Source organism: Pseudoalteromonas ulvae UL12 (assembly GCF_014925405.1).
GTDB lineage: Bacteria > Pseudomonadota > Gammaproteobacteria > Enterobacterales > Alteromonadaceae > Pseudoalteromonas > Pseudoalteromonas ulvae.
In genome coordinates, this window is the sequence record NZ_AQHJ01000035.1 from 42,294 (window position 1) to 62,849 (window position 20,556).

Annotated in this window: 14 protein-coding genes; 10 read left to right on the plus strand and 4 right to left on the minus strand. The window is 43.0% G+C overall.

What is annotated here, in order from left to right:
* Positions 1–37 precede the first annotated feature (37 nt).
* Together PULV_RS18325 and PULV_RS18330 are read left to right on the plus strand one after the other, a co-directional pair.
* Positions 38–2,080, plus strand: a complete 2,043-nt coding sequence (locus PULV_RS18325; protein ID WP_193332678.1) for a glycoside hydrolase family 97 protein — start codon at positions 38–40, stop codon at positions 2,078–2,080.
* 170 nt (positions 2,081–2,250) lie between these two features.
* Complete coding sequence (locus PULV_RS18330) at positions 2,251–4,323, plus strand: TonB-dependent receptor (protein WP_193332679.1); 2,073 nt, start codon at positions 2,251–2,253, stop codon at positions 4,321–4,323.
* Between the two features lie 1,206 nt (positions 4,324–5,529).
* On the opposite strand, the gene PULV_RS18335 is transcribed toward PULV_RS18330, so the two are convergent.
* Complete coding sequence (locus PULV_RS18335; protein WP_176365147.1) at positions 5,530–6,318, minus strand: DUF5992 family protein; 789 nt, start codon at positions 6,316–6,318, stop codon at positions 5,530–5,532.
* A 13-nt stretch (positions 6,319–6,331) separates the two neighbouring features.
* Entirely contained in the window at positions 6,332–6,676 is a 345-nt protein-coding gene (locus PULV_RS18340) for a DUF5992 family protein (RefSeq protein WP_086743331.1), read from the minus strand.
* Positions 6,677–7,034: 358 nt separating this feature from the next.
* Between PULV_RS18340 and PULV_RS18345 the strand changes: the two genes are divergently transcribed.
* Entirely contained in the window at positions 7,035–7,391 is a 357-nt protein-coding gene (locus PULV_RS18345) for a DUF1428 domain-containing protein (protein ID WP_193332680.1), read from the plus strand.
* Positions 7,392–7,844: 453 nt separating this feature from the next.
* Here PULV_RS18345 and PULV_RS18350 read toward each other — a convergent pair whose 3' ends face one another.
* Positions 7,845–9,197, minus strand: coding sequence for a M24 family metallopeptidase (locus PULV_RS18350; RefSeq protein ID WP_193332681.1), 1,353 nt, complete (start codon positions 9,195–9,197; stop codon positions 7,845–7,847).
* Between the two features lie 176 nt (positions 9,198–9,373).
* Between PULV_RS18350 and PULV_RS18355 the strand changes: the two genes are divergently transcribed.
* From PULV_RS18355 to PULV_RS18370, 4 genes are all read left to right on the plus strand, one after another.
* Positions 9,374–9,820, plus strand: coding sequence for a DUF6491 family protein (locus PULV_RS18355; protein WP_086743329.1), 447 nt, complete (start codon positions 9,374–9,376; stop codon positions 9,818–9,820).
* Between the two features lie 639 nt (positions 9,821–10,459).
* Positions 10,460–11,548, plus strand: coding sequence for a beta propeller repeat protein (locus PULV_RS18360; protein WP_193332682.1), 1,089 nt, complete (start codon positions 10,460–10,462; stop codon positions 11,546–11,548).
* 247 nt (positions 11,549–11,795) lie between these two features.
* Positions 11,796–13,097, plus strand: a complete 1,302-nt coding sequence (locus PULV_RS18365; protein WP_193332683.1) for a S41 family peptidase — start codon at positions 11,796–11,798, stop codon at positions 13,095–13,097.
* A gap of 328 nt (positions 13,098–13,425) precedes the next feature.
* Complete coding sequence (locus PULV_RS18370; protein WP_193332684.1) at positions 13,426–15,006, plus strand: ATP-binding cassette domain-containing protein; 1,581 nt, start codon at positions 13,426–13,428, stop codon at positions 15,004–15,006.
* A 19-nt stretch (positions 15,007–15,025) separates the two neighbouring features.
* Here the strand turns inward: PULV_RS18370 and PULV_RS18375 are convergent, their stop codons facing one another.
* On the minus strand, positions 15,026–15,784 hold the full coding sequence (locus PULV_RS18375; RefSeq protein WP_193332685.1) for a substrate-binding periplasmic protein: 759 nt from the start codon (positions 15,782–15,784) through the stop codon (positions 15,026–15,028).
* A 229-nt stretch (positions 15,785–16,013) separates the two neighbouring features.
* On the opposite strand from PULV_RS18375, the gene PULV_RS18380 reads away from it, so the two are divergent.
* The 3 genes from PULV_RS18380 to PULV_RS18385 all read left to right on the plus strand — a co-directional run bounded on the left by PULV_RS18380 (position 16,014) and on the right by PULV_RS18385 (position 20,353).
* Complete coding sequence (locus PULV_RS18380; RefSeq protein WP_227009453.1) at positions 16,014–17,324, plus strand: cyanophycinase; 1,311 nt, start codon at positions 16,014–16,016, stop codon at positions 17,322–17,324.
* Positions 17,325–17,353: 29 nt separating this feature from the next.
* Positions 17,354–17,746: a hypothetical protein gene (locus tag PULV_RS22040; RefSeq protein ID WP_227009454.1), complete on the plus strand. Its 393-nt coding sequence runs from the start codon at positions 17,354–17,356 to the stop codon at positions 17,744–17,746.
* Positions 17,747–18,211: 465 nt separating this feature from the next.
* Positions 18,212–20,353: a pre-peptidase C-terminal domain-containing protein gene (locus PULV_RS18385; protein ID WP_193332686.1), complete on the plus strand. Its 2,142-nt coding sequence runs from the start codon at positions 18,212–18,214 to the stop codon at positions 20,351–20,353.
* The last annotated feature ends 203 nt before the right edge of the window (positions 20,354–20,556 follow it).

Genomic DNA, 20,556 nt, shown 5'->3' on the forward strand with positions numbered 1-20,556 from the left:
TAATCTGAAGTCCCTCTCATCGAATAAGAATATTAAAATGCGACTGATTAGCTTAACGTTATTAGGCTTAAGTGCTGTGGCGCAGGCCGAAACTGTGACAGTGAGTTCACCGGATGGTCATTTGACTGTTAGCATCAACGATGATCATGCTTTGGTGCAATATCAAGTGACTTTAGATGGCCAAGTAATTATTGCCCCCTCTAATTTAGGCATGACTTTTAAAAAACAAGCACCGTTTGCGGATGGCTTTAAAATAAGCAAAGCCACCCCATCACACCACGATGAAACTTGGCAACAACCTTGGGGTGAGCAGCAAACCATTCGTGATCAGCATCATGCGGTGACGGTTCACTTTAAAAGCGATAATCAACAACAAGGTCGCTTTGCTGTCACGTTTAAAGTATTTAATGATGGCGTGGGTTTTCGTTATGAAGTGCCACAACAGCCGGGTTTTGAGCGCAGCGACATCACTGATGAGTTAACCGAATTCGCTATTGCGGATGCCAGCCAAAGTACGGCATGGTGGATCCCCGCACGCGGCTGGAACCGCTACGAATACGTGTATAACACCACGCCACTTGAACAAGCTGCCCATGTGCATACTCCATTTACCTTTAAAACCAAAAACAATGTCCATGTCAGTATTCATGAAGCTGCGCTGGTCGATTATGCAGCCATGACCCTTAATCAACGTCGCCCAGGCACTTTTAAAGCCGATTTAACGCCTTGGTCAGATGGCATTAAAGTGCGAAAACAAGGTGGTTTTACTACTCCGTGGCGCACCATTCAAATTGCGAAACAGGCAACAGGTTTACTTAATTCTCATTTGATTTTAAATCTGAACGAACCCAATAAACTCGGTGATGTATCGTGGGTCAATCCTGGAAAATACGTCGGGATTTGGTGGGGCATGCACATTAATGAAAACACTTGGGGCAGTGGCGATAAACACGGTGCAACCACCAAAAACACCCTCGAATACATGGATTTTTCTGCAAAATATGGCTTTGATGGTGTGCTTGTAGAAGGTTGGAATATCGGCTGGGACGGTGACTGGTTTTTTAATGGCGATGTGTTTAAGTTTGATCAAGCTTACCCTGACTTTGATATCAAAGCGATCAGCGAGTACGGTAAAAAAGTCGGTGTTAAGCTCATTGGCCACCATGAAACTTCCGGCAATGTCAGTAACTATCGTGACCAAATGCCCGCAGCATTTGCGCTTTATAATCAAGCCGGTGTGGAGCAAATCAAAACCGGTTATGTCGCCGATGGTGGCAATATCAAACGCATTGACGAACACGGTATCGCGCGCAAAGAGTGGCACGATGGCCAGTTTATGGTGAATGAGTACTTGTACAACGTTGAACTAGCCGCCAAGCATAAACTCAGTATCAATACGCACGAACCCATAAAAGACACGGGCTTGCGCCGTACTTACCCTAACTGGCTGGCTCGTGAAGGCGCACGCGGGCAAGAATTTAACGCGTGGGGCACACCGCCTAATCCGCCTGAGCACGTACCCATGCTTGCGTTTACGCGTATGCTTGCCGGTCCGATGGACTTTACCCCAGGTATCTTCGATATGGGTTTTAATGGCTTAGGTGATACAACCAATCGGCCACAAACAACGTTAGCCAAGCAGTTGGCATTATATGTGGTGCTTTACAGCCCAATCCAAATGGCAGCCGATTTACCTAAAAACTACTTGGCTAAACCGGATGCGTTTCAATTTATCCAAGATGTGCCGACCGATTGGCTGCAAAGTATTGCTCTGGCAGGTGAAGTTGGCGACTTTGTTGTCTTTGCTCGTAAAGCAAAAGGCACACAGCGCTACAGTGGCGATGATTGGTTTTTAGGGGCTGTAAGCGATGAGCAAGCTCGCGAAGTCACAGTAAAACTCGATTTCTTAGATGCTAACCGTACGTACGAAGCACAAATCTACCGCGATGGCGATAAGGCCGAATGGAAAAACAACCCTTACGATTTGGTGATTGAACAACGTAACGTAACAGCAAAAGACACGTTAACATTAAAGCTTGCCACCAGTGGTGGAACGGCTATTCGCTTTAAAGCGCTTTAATTGCCACGCTATTTTTAGTCAAAATTACTTGTCCAAAGCCCTGCAGGTAAAAAAGCAGGGCTTTTTTGTATCTATCGTATTTATCGGTTGTTTATCGCGATTGGGTGAGCTGTGGATCAAAATTCATTAGTATAACTAACCAGTTAGCCTCATTTTTTACTGGACACTTTATGACACTGCGCCGCGCTTATTTGTTTGTTGTTATTGCACTCACCCCCACGGCGATGATGGCAGATGAACTCGCTGATATCGAACGCATTACCACCACGGCCACTCGCAGCAGCACTGCCAACACACCGCGACCATTTGTGATTAGCACAGTATCGCAAACCGCGCTCAAATTGGTTGCGCCGACACACATCGAGCAAGTGCTCAAACACGTGGCGGGGGCAAATATCCAACATGGTAATGGTCAAGAATACTTACCTGCGCTGCGCTCGCCAGTGCTCTCTGGTGCGGGTGCGTGTGGGGGGATTTTAACCGCAGAAGATGGCATTGCGCTTCGCGCGGCAGGGTTTTGTAATATTAATGAGCTTTTTGAAGCCCATACCGAAATGGCCGAGCGCATTGAAGTCCTCAAAGGCCCCGGCTCTGCGTTATATGGTTCGAACGCCGTACATGGGGTGATCAACGTAATCACACCCGACAGCACACAAGCGCGCGGCTTTGCTTCGCTCGATTTAGGTTCGTTTGGTTACAAGCGAGCAAAGTTCCAACAAGGCCATGATATGGGCGACTCTGGCATAGGCATAAGTGCAAGTGTCACCCGTGACAGCGGTTACCGCGATGACGAAAGTGTCGCGCAAGAAAAGGTGAGCTTGAGGTATCGTCTTGAAACGGACAACGTGTCTGTGGTGTCGGGGCTCACGTTTTCCGACCTTGATCAGCATACAGCTGGGTTTATCGAAGGTTTTGAAAGCTACAAAGATCCAATCATTGCACAAAGCAATGCCTATACTGATGCCTTTCGTAAAGCGACAGCGCTTCGGGCTTGGTCACAATTTACCTGGCAAAATGAGCGAAGTACATTAGTGATCACCCCGTATTTACGTGATCAAGATATGAGGTTTTTTAAGCACTTTTTACCCGGTACCCCCCTTGAAGAAAACGGCCAAACCGGAGGTGGGGTTCAGTCCCTTTGGCATTATCAAGGCTTTGACAGTGTACAAGTTGAGCTTGGTTTTGATGGTGAATATACCCAAGCCAACATGTTGCAATACCAACAAAATCCAACCCAAGGCTCGGCGTTTTTAGTAGCCACTGTACCACAAGGCAAACATTATGATTACGATGTTGCCAGTACCTTGTATGCTCCATTTTTTAATCTGCAGTGGCAATGGCAAGCACTCCGTATTGACGCCGGAGCGCGTTACGAGCACTTAAATTATGATTACGACAACAATATGGCAGCAGGGCGCAATCGTGATGATGGCACGCCTTGTGGAATGGGCGGATGCCGCTACAGTCGCCCACCGAGCAGTGAAAACAGCTTTAGCACATGGTCACCCAAATTTGGGTTAAATTGGGCGCTCAGCGGCCAACACTTAATCTACGCTAACGTCTCGCAGGGCTACCGTGCCCCTCAAGCGGCTGAACTCTATCAATTACAACGCAATCAAACTGTCGCGGGCTTAGCTGTCGAAACCGCCAACAATCTTGAGCTGGGCATTAAAGGTGTGTTTAATGATGGTGAAAACCCATTGAACTATGTGTTTTCTGTGTATGGGATGGACAAAGACAATGTGATTTTCCGCGACAGTGACTTTTTTACTATTAACGACGGGAAGTCATCTCATCGGGGTGTTGAACTTGAGCTCGAATATGCATTCAATGCTGATTGGCAATTGCGCTTTGCAGGCACTCATGCCAAGCACCGTTATGAGTCAGAACAACAACTGGGTGACGTCAATATCAAAGGCAATGAAATGGACACCGCCCCGCGTAATATCGCCAATGTGCAGCTCAATTGGCAACCGCGCGACACCATCATGACCTCCGTCGAATGGCATCATGTTGGCCGTTATTTTACCGATGCCGAAAACCTTCATGAGTATGAGGGGCACCAGCTAGTGAATGTGCGCGCCAACTGGCAACCAACAGAGCAATTAAGCCTGACATTACGCATTAATAACTTGGCCAATACCGCCTATGCAGATCGCGCCGATTACACCAGTTTCAGTGGCGACCGTTATTTCCCGGGGAAACCCCGTCATTTAGCAATGACCCTACAATATAATTGGTAACGGTTTTATAGTTTTATTGCGCGATGCGCGTGTGTTTGCGAACTGTTGGTCGGGCTTTAGCCCGACAATTTTATTCACGCAGATGTGTTTTGTAGTAAGGATTTTACGTCGCGACTGGGTGTACTTGCCAACAGTCGGTCGGGCTTTATCCCGACGGTTATTTAAGATTTTTCCTTGTTTGTAAATTGGTTGTAGGTTGGGCTTTAGCCCAAAAGTTATTTAAAAGCGGTTTTTAAATAAACAACTGCTTTTCAAATTAGCACCCCTGTCGCGCTGGCGACGGCAGCCAAAGAGGGGCTAGCGCAGACCCCTCTCTGGACACTCTCAGCGCCACCGACATCACGCTTTATCCTGCGAATAATCAATTGATGTGAACGTCAGCGGCGAAGATAGGCCATCCATGACCAAGCTTCACCTTGCATTTCATCCATGAAATGCCTGACTCATCAATTACTTATTTTTCGGGCGTGATCACGGGGGAATTGGTGAGAATTTCGGTTTTTGTGTAGCAGCGACTTTACGTCGCGACTTGTTTGAGATGAATTTCAGGTCTGTTTTTCAAATTGTCGCGCTGGCGCTGACCCCTCTCTGGACTCACCCAGCGCCACCGACATCACGCTTTATCCTGCAAATAATCAATTGATGTGAACGCCAACGGCGAAGATAGGCCATCCATGGCCAAGCTTCACCATGTATTTCATCCATGAAATACATGGCTCATCAATCGTTTATTTTTAGGGCGTGATCACGGGGGGTATTGGTGTGAATTTCGGTTTTTGTGTAGCAGCGACTTTATGTCGCAATATGGTTTGTTTGTGATTTGTACAATCAATGATTTCTAAACAGAAGTTATTTAATCCATCACTAATTTTGATAGCGACTTTGTATTGATTTTCAATGAAAATTATTTAAAATCAATGAGATATTTATGGCTTTCATGTATTTATAGGTATTTCGTTCAATGAACTACGAAGGTGCAGCAATAATAAGCAGTTGCTTTGAAGTGTTAGGATGTCATGAGTTTACAACTGTCAGACTGAGCCTTATTTAGGGTTGCTTAGCCAAGTTAATCGCGATATCAAATCGCAGCTGTAAGCCAGTTACAAAAGATAAATTGCATGTTGCTAGGATTGCATTTCATAGAGTTATTAGTAATACATCTAATAACTCTATGAAATGCAATCCCTTATTTAAAAAACTTAACCGTTAAAAGCTTCTTATAGGGCAGGCATAATGGAGCTCACTAAGTGTTGTTTGCGCAGTCAAAAAAGTACCCCGCAAATTTATTTGTGCATATGCAGCATCTATGACGGTGTCCCTGAGAGCTGATGAGCTCCATAGGTTAGATTCTCTACTAAAGCATCCGCCAACATTGCTATTTTTGAGTTCCAACAATTCATCAAGTGATGGGAGGTACCAATCGCTGTAACCACCAAATTGGTATAAGTTGGCAGCGGCTGCAATATTATTCGAGCCACATAACTCGATGATTTGAAGTGTGTTGTTTTTTCCTTCGCCAATTGAGCTGAGGGTGTTGTTTTTTGCATTACTGCAGCCCCAAGCTGATGGCCCTAGAATATATTGTGAAGCCTCCAATCCCCTAGTGCCGTTATTAGTTACATAGAATACCACTCCACCGGCAGGACCTTTATCGCCAACTTGGTACGAGGTAACTGGGGAGTCGATCCTAATATAGGCTGCGTCGTGACAACCGTTACCTTGATAATTATAAATCGAAACAGACTGTCCCATTTCGATGGCGAGCAAGGCCGTCGAAAAGGCACGGTTAAATGTTCCAATATCACCAGCCGCCGTTGTCTTAAAGGTTATGGTTGAATCGGCGCATACTCCTTCTCCTCCGTTAACTCCGACAGTAAAACTATCGCTGTTCCAATTCGTATTAGCTAATTCAGTAATGACCGCATTTTTGACGATATACCCTGCCTGACAAATGGTTGGTATAGCAGAAATCATGATAGCAAGTAAGTATTTCATTTCTTTCTCCTTACTAATTAGCTGTTTGGCTATAGCTCATTTTTATATAAGCTGCATTTTCACAGATGTCGGAAGTATTGTAACTGTAAACGTCTACCGTGGCGTTGAGTTTGATAGCTAGCAAAGCTGTTTGATAAGCGCGATCGTGAACACCGGCATTAAAGGCAAAATCCACTGGGAAACTAATGGTTTGGTTTGAACAGAAACCACTGCCGCCTGCAATCCAAATAGTAAAAGTATCTAAATTACTTTTTGCGTTAGCGATTGAAATGATTTTTGCGTCCTTAATTGCCCATTCTCCGCTCATTACAGGAGAAGAGAGTAAAAGAGCTGATAGGGTTAGAATGTGAATTTTCATTAGGTATATCCTTTATGGTTGTAGATCCATGATTTAAAATCAACATAACATTAGGCGCTAAATACGATTATGCAAGCGGCGGGGGAGTCAGGGCGAGAGCGTGAACATTCTGTTAACGTAGAGAAATACATGACACACATCAATATCTCATTGAAAAGCCGATAAATTGAATTTAATAGTTAACCTATTAAAAAATCTTTCATGGAAAAACCACTATAATGGGCAATGCCATTCACTTAAGTTGAGCGGCATAACGTTGGTAAAATATAACAAGCGCCAGTAGGCTCCTCCGGTGAATTAGGCATTTGTGGGTTGAAGGTTGAGGTTCGCCGTAATCTAAAAAATGGAGATTAAATCTATGTCTTATGTTGATGGTTACGTAGTTGCTGTTCCGAGGAAGAGTAAGTCTGATTATATTCGGCTTGCTGAAGAAGCTGCTGCTGTGTTCAAAGATCATGGTGCACTATCAGTTGTTGAAAATTGGGCTGATGATGTGCCTGATGGTAAATTAACCTCATTGCCCATGGCTGTTAAATGTGAAGAAGGAGAGGACGTGGTTTTTTCATGGATTGTCTGGCCATCACGAGAAGCGCGTGATGCAGGCAATAAGGCCGCGATGGAAGATGACCGATTTAAGGATTGGGAGCCTAATAAAATGCCATTTGATGGTAAGAGAATGATATTTGGCGGTTTTACAACCATTGTGAATGTTTAGCTTTTCAACTAACCACATCACACATAAGAGCCAAACTCTCGTCAATATCTCATCGAAAAGCCGATAAATTGAATTTAATGGTTAACCTATGATTCCGTGTTTTTGGTGGCTCAGCTGGCGTAGCCCAGCTCTTTTTTCCCATTTAAGTAAACACTGCATCAGTCTATGTGTTCGAAGTACTTTGTTAGCGTGTTTTGATAAGTACTTAGGTCAAAACTTTGAACATGTGCGCGGGTGGTTAGTTGAGTGATTTATACGTTACTTTTCTTACGAGTGAAGTGTTTTGCAATTGATATGGCTGTGTATGCTGTGAAAAGGTTTACGTATTGAATTAGGTTGCGAACTTTGCTTATCTATACTGAGTGTACTTGCTTCATTGCCTAATCGGCCAATAATAACGGCCACTAAAAAAGTGAGAATTATTGGCGACAGAAGCGTTGAGGTCGGGGTCATTTATCGGATCAGATGCCATGTGGTTTGTCGGCCTGCTAAGTAGCGCACGTTTTTCCCATCGAACAGAGCGTCTTGTTCTAGTTTGATTTGCACCCATTGATTATCCCATTCGGGTACTTGTCTTTTTATATTGCCTTCAATAGCATACACCGTATTTGGATTGAGTATCCAATCGCCTTGAATGGGCGTGGGGGATTGGTTGTCCCACATACCAATTGTTGGGCCTGGAGCGTGGCCAACAAAACCAAGCGGGTGTGTATAGGTGCTACTGATGATGTTTTCAGCTTCACTTTGTTTGATGGTGTTGGCCAATATTTGATTACCGGTTAAACCTGTTTTGAAGTTATTGGTTAATATATCCTGCCAGCGATTGCCCAATTTCAATGCCTGTTTAAGGCCTTGCGGGACATCTGTTTCTTGGTGTTTTAATACATAAGCCATTTCTTGAGTATCAGTACACAGGTTTAAATAACAAATCCCGACGTCAGTATGAAGGACGTCACCAGGCAAAATAACTTGATTGGCCTGACCTAAAACAGCCGCGTCTTTGTCGGCTTTATCGCCTTGGCGCTGAACGTTTACATAAGGTTGAAACCATGGGCGCAGTTGCAGGGCTTCAAAACGTTCACGTAAATACCACGCAACGTCATCGGTAGTAGTCACTTTGGGTGTAATGACTTTATTTGAAAATGCTTCGGCTATTACACCGCGGGCAAGCGAGACTGCGGTGGGGTAAACTTGCAGTTCTTTTTCGCTGCGCGTTTCGAGCCAGCGGATCACTAAATCTTCTGCGCTGACTAAACGCTGTTGGTATTTGTTTGGTAACGATTTTACTAGTTGGTTATGCAGCCCGACACTTAAACCGTCAGCGAGCGCCCAATCTGCGCTCATGTTAATACCAATGCGTTTTGGGTCGCGCTCTGCGATGACTTCAGCTAAACGGTGCCATTGTTGCTCTGAGCTACCGCCTTGCCAGACTGTGGGATATAAATCGCCAATCGGGTAGCGGCTCACATTAAATCTATCTACCCGCCCATCAGGTTGCTTAGAAAAAACCAGTATTGAGGTGCGTCTTGCTGCAAAAGTGGGTTGAGGGACCAAGGTATAAAATAGTCTGTCTTCACCATACTCACGGTTAATAACCAGCCACATATCGAGTTCGGCTTCTTGCATGAGAGTTGGTAATAAGTTGTCGAGTCGGTCTTTGACCATGTCGTTAATTAGAGGGATTCGTTCTTTAAAAGATAAAACATCGGGCAGGGTTGTAATTTTAAGCCCTTGAGATGCATCTTGTGCGGCTAAGGGTAAACTTAAGCCACAAATTGCGACGAATAAAGCCAGTTTTTTAGACATAGTGATCACTTTTTAAATGCTTGAAATCTATTTTAAAAAAAATTTAACAATAATGAACATTGTTTACAATTGTTACTTTTGTGGTTGATAATGGAACTGCATTGAGTGCATTGAGTGCATTGAGTGCATTGAGTGCATTGAGTGCATTTTATTTTTAAGATTTATAAGGAAATGATATGAAAAACTTATTAACAGTGACTTTGATTTCAGTTTCACTTTTGGGTTGTGCATCAACAACAATGTCATCAAAAGAGCGAAATACTTCATATGCGCAATATGTGAAGGGTGAGAATTTATCTAGTAAAGATAAAATTACTAGTTTTAAATATGATGGCTGGAAGTCGCTCTCTGACAATTATTTAATTATTACTACTATTCAAAAAGATGATTACCTTATTGAAACTAAAGGAAAGTGTGTAAATTTAAATGATTCAATAAGCATCAAACTAAACCGTTCTTCTAATTCTTCTTTAGATAAGTTTGGCGATACGATAACGCCTATTAGTTCTTCAACTGAAGATTACATCACCACAAATTGTCATATTAAATCTATTTACCCAATTTCGGATAAGCAGGTTGATTATCTAGTTAATATTGGTCAATCAGTTCAAAAACAAAGTTAAGTATATTCTTTTCAATGGGCAGCGTTTGCCCATTATTTGCATGATAAATTCAGATATTGCTTACTCTATCGTTTGAATTTTCGATCGATTGTGGTTGATTGATGCTCTTCTGAGTGATAGTGCAAGTGAGCGTTTAAACTTAATGTTCATCAATTATCAAGGTATGTTTGAGACGGCATTCTCCAGCACTTTTAGTTGTATTAGTCTTTTTTGTTTGGCTTATGTCTATTAGAAAAATCCAGTCTTTTTCAATAAAAGTCTTTAAATTATAAAATTTTTTGAAAATTTTTTGGGTCAAATCTTGACTTCAGACATTACGAATTATCAATATCAGTGAGAGCGGGTTTGATGGTATCAAAGCCGCAGCATTTACTACTCTCAAGCAGCTGTCATTCAATACATTACGGTCTTTTATATTGATTTGTATTAATTTAAATGCTTTAAAATCAATTGTTTATATTTGTTTGTGAGATATCTACTATGTATTACCCTCATTTTATGTTGTGCCCAGAGAGTTGCTGTAAGCAAAATGTGCTTAAGATACATCTTTCCATCTTTTGATTACATCAAGTTACAGTTGTTGACTTATTGTTTTGCTACTCTGAGGTTTAATAACAAAAATAAAAATCAGGGTTGATTATGTATAAAAGCCGTTGCTTACTTATTTCGCTTACTTTTGTCTGTCTATCACTTATCGGTTGTGGCTCAGGTTCTAACGATCAGGATGATTTTGTACCCGAAAAACCATTTATCCCTATCTTTACTGAGCTTGGTTTAGCGGGCCATAAAATAGAAAAAATGTTGAAAGTGAATGATCAGCTTATAGCTTTGACTGACCAAGGAATTCATCGTTTTGGCGCTCAATGGCAGGCGTTGACTGATACCCGTTACCATGTTTTAGACATGGCTATCGTTAGTGATACTCACTGGATAGCAAGTGTTGAAAAAAATAGTCATGCATTTTTTATTGAGAGTCTGGATGCGGGGACTACTTGGCAATTGCTCGATGACAATTTTGGCGGTGATGATTCGCACGGCGACACAGATTTGCTTGAGGTCGCAAGAACCCTAGTGTATGACTCTGAAAACCAAAAGTTGTATGCAACAGGAAGGAACGTACTGGCGAGTTCGTCTGACTTTGCTCGTTCTTGGACTGTTGAAGAAGGTGCTTGGGGGGCAATGGCAAGTGGCTTAGGTGCACTGTTAGTACATCAACAAAAACCAGATGTATGGTATGGCGGGCAAAATGCCATTGAAAACCCTGTTTTAGATCAATTTAATACTGATTCCTTTGCGCTTACGATGCATGGGCAGGCTATTACTGAACACTTACCTAGCCCAAGTGTGATCTATCAAATTCTAGTGGACCCTAAAAATAGTGAACGGATTATTGCTAGCGGTGAGGGAGGGATTGTTCACAGCAATGATTATGGTGAAACTTGGTTGCCTTTACTCACAAATCAAAATTATCGCTTTCATTATTCACCCGTATTTGATCCAAATAATCCTAATACGCTTTATACCGCGGGTTGGAATAAAGGTGATGATTTTCAACCCCTCATTTTAGAGGTCAGTCAGGATAACGGTCAAAGCTGGCAAGCTTACCCTGATGAAAAGGATCGATTCGAAGGAGGTGTTAGAACTATGTTAGCTGTTGATGAATCTGGTAAAACAGTGCTTTACATTGGCTTATATCGAAATGGTGTCGTAAAAGTGAGCGTTGAATAGCTGCAAGTGGCTAGATTTATTTAAGTTGTTTTACTTTTGGCAAAGCTGCAAAAAACCATGCAGAAACACCAGACATCAATATCTCATTGAAAAACCACATTTGCCATATTTGCCACATGCGTTTAGTTTTTAGCGGTAATATCTCCTTACAAATCAGGGCTCTTTTATTCACTGACAGTCAGTATGTTTCGTGTTCTACTTTTTAAATGATTAATCGGAACAATGAACACATACAGGAGTGTAATGAATGGCTGTAAAGTGTAGCAAAGGATTGATTTTTGGGGCGCTGCTCTGTGCAACGACGGTGTCTTACGCTGAAAGCTCGGCCGTGTCGCCTGTTATCAGCGAAGAGCAGCAGCTTGTGGTTATTCACACTTTAACGCAGCACATAGAGCAGCGCAGTATTGTTCCAGAGGCTAGCAAACGGGTGGCTGAGCAATTAATTAAACACTATGACGGTTATAAATACTTAGGGTTTGATCAGCCTAGTGATTTTGCTGCGAAGTTAAGCGACGATATACAGGCTTTGTTAAAGGACTCGTCGTTTGTGGTGCATACGAACAATAACACGCGCGAGATTTTAGCCAGTGCTACGCAGCCCGCTAGCAATAAAATTAACCGCGTAAATGATGAAATTGCACTGATTGAACTCGATTTACACAGCACGCATGCTCAAATTGATACCTTATTTAGCCAAGTGAAAGACGCTGATGTATTAGTGTTTGATTTACGAAATAGCTATTCGCCCGCAGTAATCACTTCTGACTCGCTTCAGTATGTTGCCAGTTATTTATTCAATCAGCCTACGACACTTTATCAGCTTGAACAGCCCGCTAAACAGCAAACAAAACAAGTACGCACGTTAGATAAAGTCGCAGGTGAAAAGCGTGGCGAGGTGCCAGTTTATGTGCTGACAAGCGCACAAACGGGTATTGTCGCAGAGCGATTTTCATTGCTATTACAGCATTTACAACGGGCATATATTGTTGGTGAGCCTACCGCGGGGCGGGTCAATATCACAGAAAACATCGCACTGGATTCATCGTTAATGCTTACTTTACCAACAGCGATATTCACTGCAGGCAAACGTAGCGAGCCACAGCACAGTGATGCAGTACCAAGCCCAATGCCTTTACAACCAGATTTACTAGTGACCTCGTTTTTAGCGTTTACTGAAACCCAGCCATTAGCTGAGCAATCGGCTGTCGAATACCGTGTGTTGCAAGGGCGCGGCACACCACAAGAAACTTTCTCACAAAATAAAGGTGTTATTAGTTATTCAGATTGGCGTTTTTACGGCAATGATTGTGCGCTCGAATACCGCATGTCTGAGCCTATGTATAATGCCAACACTGAGCGTTACCAGTTTGCTTATCAGCTCAGATATTACGGCCACGGCAGCGCTAAAATGCGTTATTCATTGGGAAATGGTATTGAACAAATGACCCAACAAGCTAATTTTTCCGACAAAAGCGATCTTAAAAGTGCTATTAGTCGGGGTTTTAAATCGTTTGAGCCGATTAAGATGACGCAATGTAGCGTGCTTTAAAAACGGGGATGGGTCGGTTGAGATCGGATTTTTCTAAAAGAAGTATGCTTAGAGTGTAACTTGCTCTGGTGGGGGAAATTTGTTTAAATGCCCTTACTTCCTTTTTTGAGATTGACGCCGCCATGAACAACTAACTCCTGTTATCCAATGCTTATTTTATTTTTGGACCAACAGGGGGAGTGGGCGCAGCTCAATGCCAGTGTATTACTTTTGTTACGATTTAGCTTTATCGCTGTTTAAGTAGGGTTAAATTATCATATTCGCTTCGTACTGGCGCCAATTTTAGCTCGGTCACGACTCCTGTGTATTAACTTACAGGAGGCAGTTTATGCCATCATTTCATCTTCAAGATATTCACTTTCAATTACCGTGTGGGCGTACTTTATTTACTGATTTAAATTGGCATCACCACCATCATCGCTCGGCACTCATTGGCCGTAATGGTGTGGGGAAGTCACTTCTAGGGCAGATTATTACCGGTAAACAGAGTCCTTCATTAGGCTGTGTATCTCGGCCAAAAAGTTTGGGTTATTTTGCTCAAAACCATAAATTGATCCATGCACAGCGCACGATTGCTGATTATTTAGGGGTCGAAAAAGCATTAGTCGCACTTGAGCGTGTGGCCCAAGGGGAAATTGAGCAACATTGGTTTGATACCATTGCTGAGCGCTGGCAATTACATGAGGAGATCAGTGGGTTATTGTCTTGGTTGCGTTTGCCCTGTGATCCTTATTTGAAACTCTGTGAGCTCAGTGGTGGTCAGCTAGCAACATTAATGTTGTGGCGTTTATTCGATCAATTTAATCATGCTGACAGCCTACTCATATTAGATGAGCCATCGAATCACCTTGATCAAAGAGGCAAAGCATGGCTTGTGGAGCAAATGCACTGTTTTAAAGGCGCGATTTTAATCATCAGCCATGATCGGGTATTGCTTGATAAAACGGCACATATTTATGAGCTCGACAGTTTAGGTTTGCATCATTATTGCGGTAATTATAGGGCTTATTTACAGCAAAAAAATGCTGAGCAGCAAGCATTGGAACGCCAGCTGAACCATACTCGTCGCGAGCATCAATGTCGGTTAGATACTGCGCTTCAGGCTAAACAAAAAGCAGCACAACGCGCTCGGCAAGGGCAAAAAAGTGTACATCAAGGCAGTCAACCCAAAGTCACGCAAGACTTCAAAAAGAATAAAGCCGGATCCCAGTTATCACGTGCTGCCACACTGACACAAGGGCGTCTTTTGGCGTTAAAGCGCCAAGAACAAACACTCAAAAGCCGCCAAGCCACCCAAGAGCAAAATCGTTTATACATTCATGAATGTGCTGACTCTGCGCCAAAGCGAATGGTACTCAACCTTTTTGAGTGCCAATTGCCGTTTGGTCAGGCTGAGCCGATAACTATGTGTGTCAGGACAGGGCAAAAATGGCAAATCCAGGGCGATAATGGTGCCGGAAAATCGACCCTTTTTAAGGTAGTTCAAGGTGTTATTCAACCTGTTATGGGCGACGTATTGTGCCAACATGAGGTGATGTATTTAGATCAGCATGCCAGTATGTTGCAGCCGCATTTGAGTGTGTTGGAACAGTGTCGAGATGCCTGCGAGAATATTCATTTGAGCCAGATGCGCACATTACTCGCAGGAATTGGCTTACGGGGCGATGCAGTGCAACAAAAGGTTGCAACACTCAGCGGCGGTCAGAAAATGAAACTGGCCATGTTGATGGTCAGTCATCAAGTGGCATCGCCTTTGCTGTTGTTAGATGAGCCTGATAACCACTTGGATTTAGTGGCCAAACAGCAGTTAGCTGAGTTACTAAACGACTACTCAGGTACTTTTTTGTTAATCAGCCATGATGAAGAGTTTGTCAAAGCGTGCGGGGTGACTGAGCGTTTAAAGCTGTAAAGGGGGTTTACGTTAATTGTTAAAGACCGTATCGCTCGAACAATTGCTTAATTTTACCTTCATCAATTAAAGCTTTTAATTGTTCACTGATAGCCTCAACTTGTGGTAGATGCTTCGATTTTTTTGACATCACTAAGTAAGCATATTGCTTGGTGGGCAAACCTAGCTTTGAAGCACTGATCTTATTGAGAGGATCAAATTCTTTGAGTAAAGGCACGACGGTATCGTCGTAGTAAATAAAAGCATCGATGCGATTTTTTTCAAGTGCATCAAACATGCTTTGAATATCGACAAAGGCGATTTTAGTTATTGTATTGTCATTCTCAAATTGTTCATTGTAGGTTGAACCTCTGAGGGTGCCGATATTTAATGGGTATAAATCGGTGTAAGTGTTGATCGCAAGGTGACGTTTATTGGTGTAAAAGCGAAACTGATTCACTTCATTTCGGTCAATAAAGGGCGGGTCAATATAAATAAATACCTGCTCGCGAGATTGGGTGCGAGTTGCTCCCGGAAGCAGGTCAACAGCACCGCTCTCGACTAGTTTTAAACACCTTGCCCACGGGCATTGGATGTATTCAAAATCATAAGGCAATTGTGAACGCAGAGACTCCATCACATCAATAATGAGTCCTTTTGGTCGCCCTTTATCGTCAATAAAAGTGAACGGAGGTGCGTGGTCAATGGCAACGCTCATTATTGGTTTTTGAGCATGTGCAGTACCTTGATGCATGATTATTAAGATAACAATGACGATGAAAAATTTAAAACGATACATGGTGCAGCCCCTAACTGTGTATTGAACTCACTGTAAAATTGCCACAAGCGTTACGATCACAGTATGATTCTTATCATTGAGCATGCCTTGTTACAGTGATGATGTAAATATCCTATTGCTACGCATGCACGTTGCAAGCGCTTTTTGACAAAGTAAGCCCCCAAGTGCTAGCTTAATCCGATGATTTTCTATGTCTTTTTATCATTTTAAGGTCATTTAGCTACAAGTTATGTCTTTTAATTTTTTAGATGAGTGTCACTTTATGAAGCGATTTGCAATCTTGCTGAAAGCGAAAACGATTGGTTGGTCTTTTATTTTTGCGTTTTTATTATCGTTATTCTCGCCCCTTGCAGTGGCAAATGATCGCCAACAGACTTTAGTGTTGATTGGTGGGGCATTGACAACCTGCTCAAGTATGAGCGAGAAAAATTGTTTAGCTGATAGCGTGCCTAAAGGCAAAAAAAACAATCTGTACCAATTTTCAAAAACAGCCATCAAACAAATTGAACGCAATTGGCCATCAGATAATCAACATAATAAGGTACAAACCATTCGTGCGCTCAATCAGTTGGCCAGCGTGCAAAGTGCCAGCATCAGTAAACGTGATCTGCTATGGTTATGGCGTGATTTTAATGATGAACAGCTCTCGGGGTTAAGTGATCAAGAATACCATTTTGTCATTGATATGCTTGAACAACCTGTCACAGACAAGCAAGAAAAGCGCGTAAAAGAAACCGTCGCTGTTGCGAGTAATATCGAGCCTGCGAGCAATGAGATAGTGAACTTTATTGCCGCAAGTACAAAAGTTAAAACCACCACCCCTCATTTATTAGCGATAACGGCCTCAAGTCGTGATCCGTATGAAGCAGCTGATTTTTATGAGGGGCTACTCACGCTTGATGGCATCACCAGCGAATGGTTACCTTTAACCCCTGCGCTTGCCAAAGCAGTGGCGAAAAACCGCTGTGATTTACTTGCACAATTTCGCGAACAAGAAATGGCGGTTTTTAATCGCGAGCATATTTATCCCGACCGTATTCAAGCAGAGCATGCCTTGTGTGAAAAAGGCGCGGAGCATTTAGTGGCAATCATTGAAGCCAGTACTGGCGTAATGTTCAATGGTGGCGATCAAAGCCTGACTCGACAAGTTTTGTTTGATGAGCAAGGCCATCCTTACCCTTGGACTACAGCACTGCAAAATCGCCCGGTGTTAATCGGCACCAGTGCCGGCACTGCGCTGCAAAGCGGTGGGAGAAACTCTCAAGGAGCTGTGCCAATGATCAGTAATGGCACGAGTTTGTCGGCACTGCGTTTTGGTGCTTATGGGACTGATGCACCAAGTGAGCGTATAGCGAATGCAAATGGTGCTTCTCTTAACCAAGATAGCTTGACCTATCAAGCTTTAGGCGGGCTGGGAAGTTTCAATTATGGCGTCCTCGATACTCACTTTAGCGAACGAAACCGTACCGCTCGCTTGGCGACTTTACTCAAAGCAACTAATCAGACTCATGGTTTTGGCATTGACGAAACAACCGCCTAGTAGTGATCACCTCACCTAGTAGTCAGCTGATGACGGTTGTCGGAAAACATGGGGTAGTGCACTTAACACAGCGCACTGATCAGAGTGTTGGTTATTCCTATTGGCCTGCTGGGGCAGTGATAATGCCAACAGCGACGGGGTTTGCACTGAGTCAGCGTAGTATTGACAATGCGCTTTCGCCGATTGCTATTCCGGCTTTGCCTTCTGTGCGTTTCAACGATTTATTAACCGAGGGTAAACTGCGCTCTTTGACACAAGCGATGTGCTTAACGGCAGCCAATGCAGCGCAAGGCCAGCAAAATGAATTTCTAATTGATTTAAAAGCAACCCCAGAGACCGCCTACCATCGCTTAAATAGTGGCAAGTTTGGCTGTGCAATTGAGAAATTAACGGTTGAGTTTTCTTCCCCAACGAGTCGGTAGAGATAGAAAAATACAAGAACTTATTAAATGGTTTGAAAAAACGACCTATCGATACGCTTCGGTAGGTCGTTTTTTTAACATATCTAATAGGTTAAAAAGAAGGTTGAGTATGGTTTTCTTAGTCATGTATTTTCAATATTGAGAATCAGTAATTAGTTGGACTTGTACTTTTTTGTTTACACCTTATTCACAATAAAAGGATGGTAACAATAATGTAGGAGTCACTATTTTTAACCTGTTTTTCGTTATTTGTACCTATTTAGGTTGTGGTCGATGAGGTTCTTTGTTGTTGAATTTGCATTAAAGGACGGTGGAGTTTTTTTATCTTGATTGTTGGTGTTATGAGCAAACCACTCTAGTTTGTACATTGTACCTTTATTGGTACTTGTGTGAGTTTACTGACGTTGTAATGCTCACATTTAACATCAATCTATCAAAATCAATTCACTCAAGCAGGAGCTCAATATGAAACTACATCAATGCGTGCCGCTTATCGCACTCGCACTATATGGTCAGTATAGTCTCGCCGATGTCAATGAACTTACTATGTTGCAATACACTAGTGCCGCCAAAAAAACCACCATTGGTGAGCAAGCCAATACTCATTTAACACTCTCTGCGCAATTAAGTGTTGCCAGTGATCAAGGACAGGTGATCAGCCAGACCATCAGCCATTCTGGAGCTGATTATATCAAGGTACACTTCGCTCAGGTGCAATTAAATGGCAATGCTAAATTAGTGGTTCGTAATGAGAATAATACCGAGCGCTATGAATACAGTGCCGATAACATGAGTGCAGCTACGCAAGACTCAACAGCCGGCGATGATGGTGTGCATACATTTTCTGCTATGTCGGTGTCAAATGACAGCGTAATCATTGAGTATTACCCCGACCAAGCAGCCAGTTCTCAGCAAAGCGAATTTGGTATCATTGATAGTTATTTTTATGGCACTGAAAGTTCAACCAGTGCGGATCTGAATAGCAGTGATGATCTTGCCCCTTTATCGACTTGCGGTGTCAATGAACGTAAAGATGTGCAGTGCTGGGCCAATTCTCATCCGACTGAGTTTGAGCGCAGCCGCCCTGTAGCGCGACTTGTCATTGGCGGGCGTAGTTTATGTACCGGTTGGCGTGTTGGCAGTGACAATAAACTGTTTACCAATAACCATTGTGTTGAAACAGCCTCTGAATTGGCTTCAACAGAAGTATGGTTTAATTATCAGCATACTAGCTGTAACGGCAGCAGCCGTGAAACGGTTGTCAAAGTGACGGGGAAAGAGTTTTTTAAAACCGATTACACCCTTGATTACACCTTATTTAGCGTGAATGATTTTGCCAGTATCAGCCAGTTTGGTTATTTAGGATTAGATGTACGTAATGCGGTACAAGGTGAGCGTATCTATATTCCTCAGCATGGTGCTGGCAACCCAAAAGAGTTGGCCATCGAATCTGATCAAGACAGTAATGGCTTATGCCAAGTAAATGCGCCTTCGATTAACGGTCGTGGAAGCAATACTGACATTGGTTATAGCTGCGATACGATTGGTGGTTCGTCAGGTTCTCCGGTACTGGCCGCTTCAAGCAATAGTGTGATTGCGCTTCATCATCTGGGTGGTTGTTACAATAAAGGGGCTAAAATCAGTCAAATTTGGCCACAAGTAGCGAGTTATTTTAACGATGTTGTGCCTATTGGTGACAACAATGGTAATAATCCACCGCCGCCTACGGCCCGCTTTACCTATAATTGTGATCTCACTCAATGTCGTTTTGATGGCAGTGACTCCAGCTCAGGCGCGACCATTAACAGTTATAATTGGGATTTTGGTAACAGCCAAACGGACAGCGGCGTAACATCCGTTCATACCTTTGCCAGCGCGGGGACCTATGATGTGTCGTTGACTGTGCAAGATAGCAATAACCGCAGCAATACCCTCACCAAACAAGTGGAGGTATCCGATGGTATTCCAGCCGAGCAGGAACTTATCAAAGGGCAAGTTTTAAACGGGCTAAGTGGTTCTACTAATCAAGAGTCTTTTTATTACATCGACTTGCCTGATGGCGCAAGGGATCTAAAAGTGAGTCTGTCAGGCGGCAGCGGTGATGCCGATTTATACGTTAAAAAAGGCAGCAAACCAACAAGTTCTGATTATGATTGCCGCCCTTTTAAAAATGGTAACAATGAAAGCTGTACAGTCGATTTAGGTGCAGGGCGTTATTTTGCGATGCTAAAAGGTTACCGTGCTTATAGTGGGGTGAGTCTTGTTGCTGACTACAGCACTCAAACTACGCCTCCACCAACTGATGGCGACAGCACTGAAATCATCGACCGTGCTTATGGCTTTCCTGGTTTTTGGAACCGCTATAACTATACGGTTCCCGCGGGAAAAACCTCTATCACGGTAACGACGTCTGGTTCAATTGGCGATATAAGTCTATATGTCAAAGTAGATGGCAACGTAACAAATACACAGTTTGATTGTCAGTCGACCAATACAGGCAGCAATGAGAGTTGTACTGTGGCAGTTAGTGCAGGGCAAACGTTGCAAATAGGTTTGTTAGGGGTGCTTTCATACGACTGGGTCAAAGTGGTGGCTACCGCTAATTAGGCTCAAGCGATGAGCACACAGTAATATGCGCAGCGAGGTAAGACGCTGCGCATTTTTAATATTTATTTAGGCCGTGTTTATTTGCGAGCTTATTTACACGTCTGAATGTTCGTTTCATCTTATTTATCGTACATTTTTGGTTCTTAATCGCAAACAGTGGTTTTGCATTTTTAGTTGCGTAAACTAGAGGGGATTACAACAAG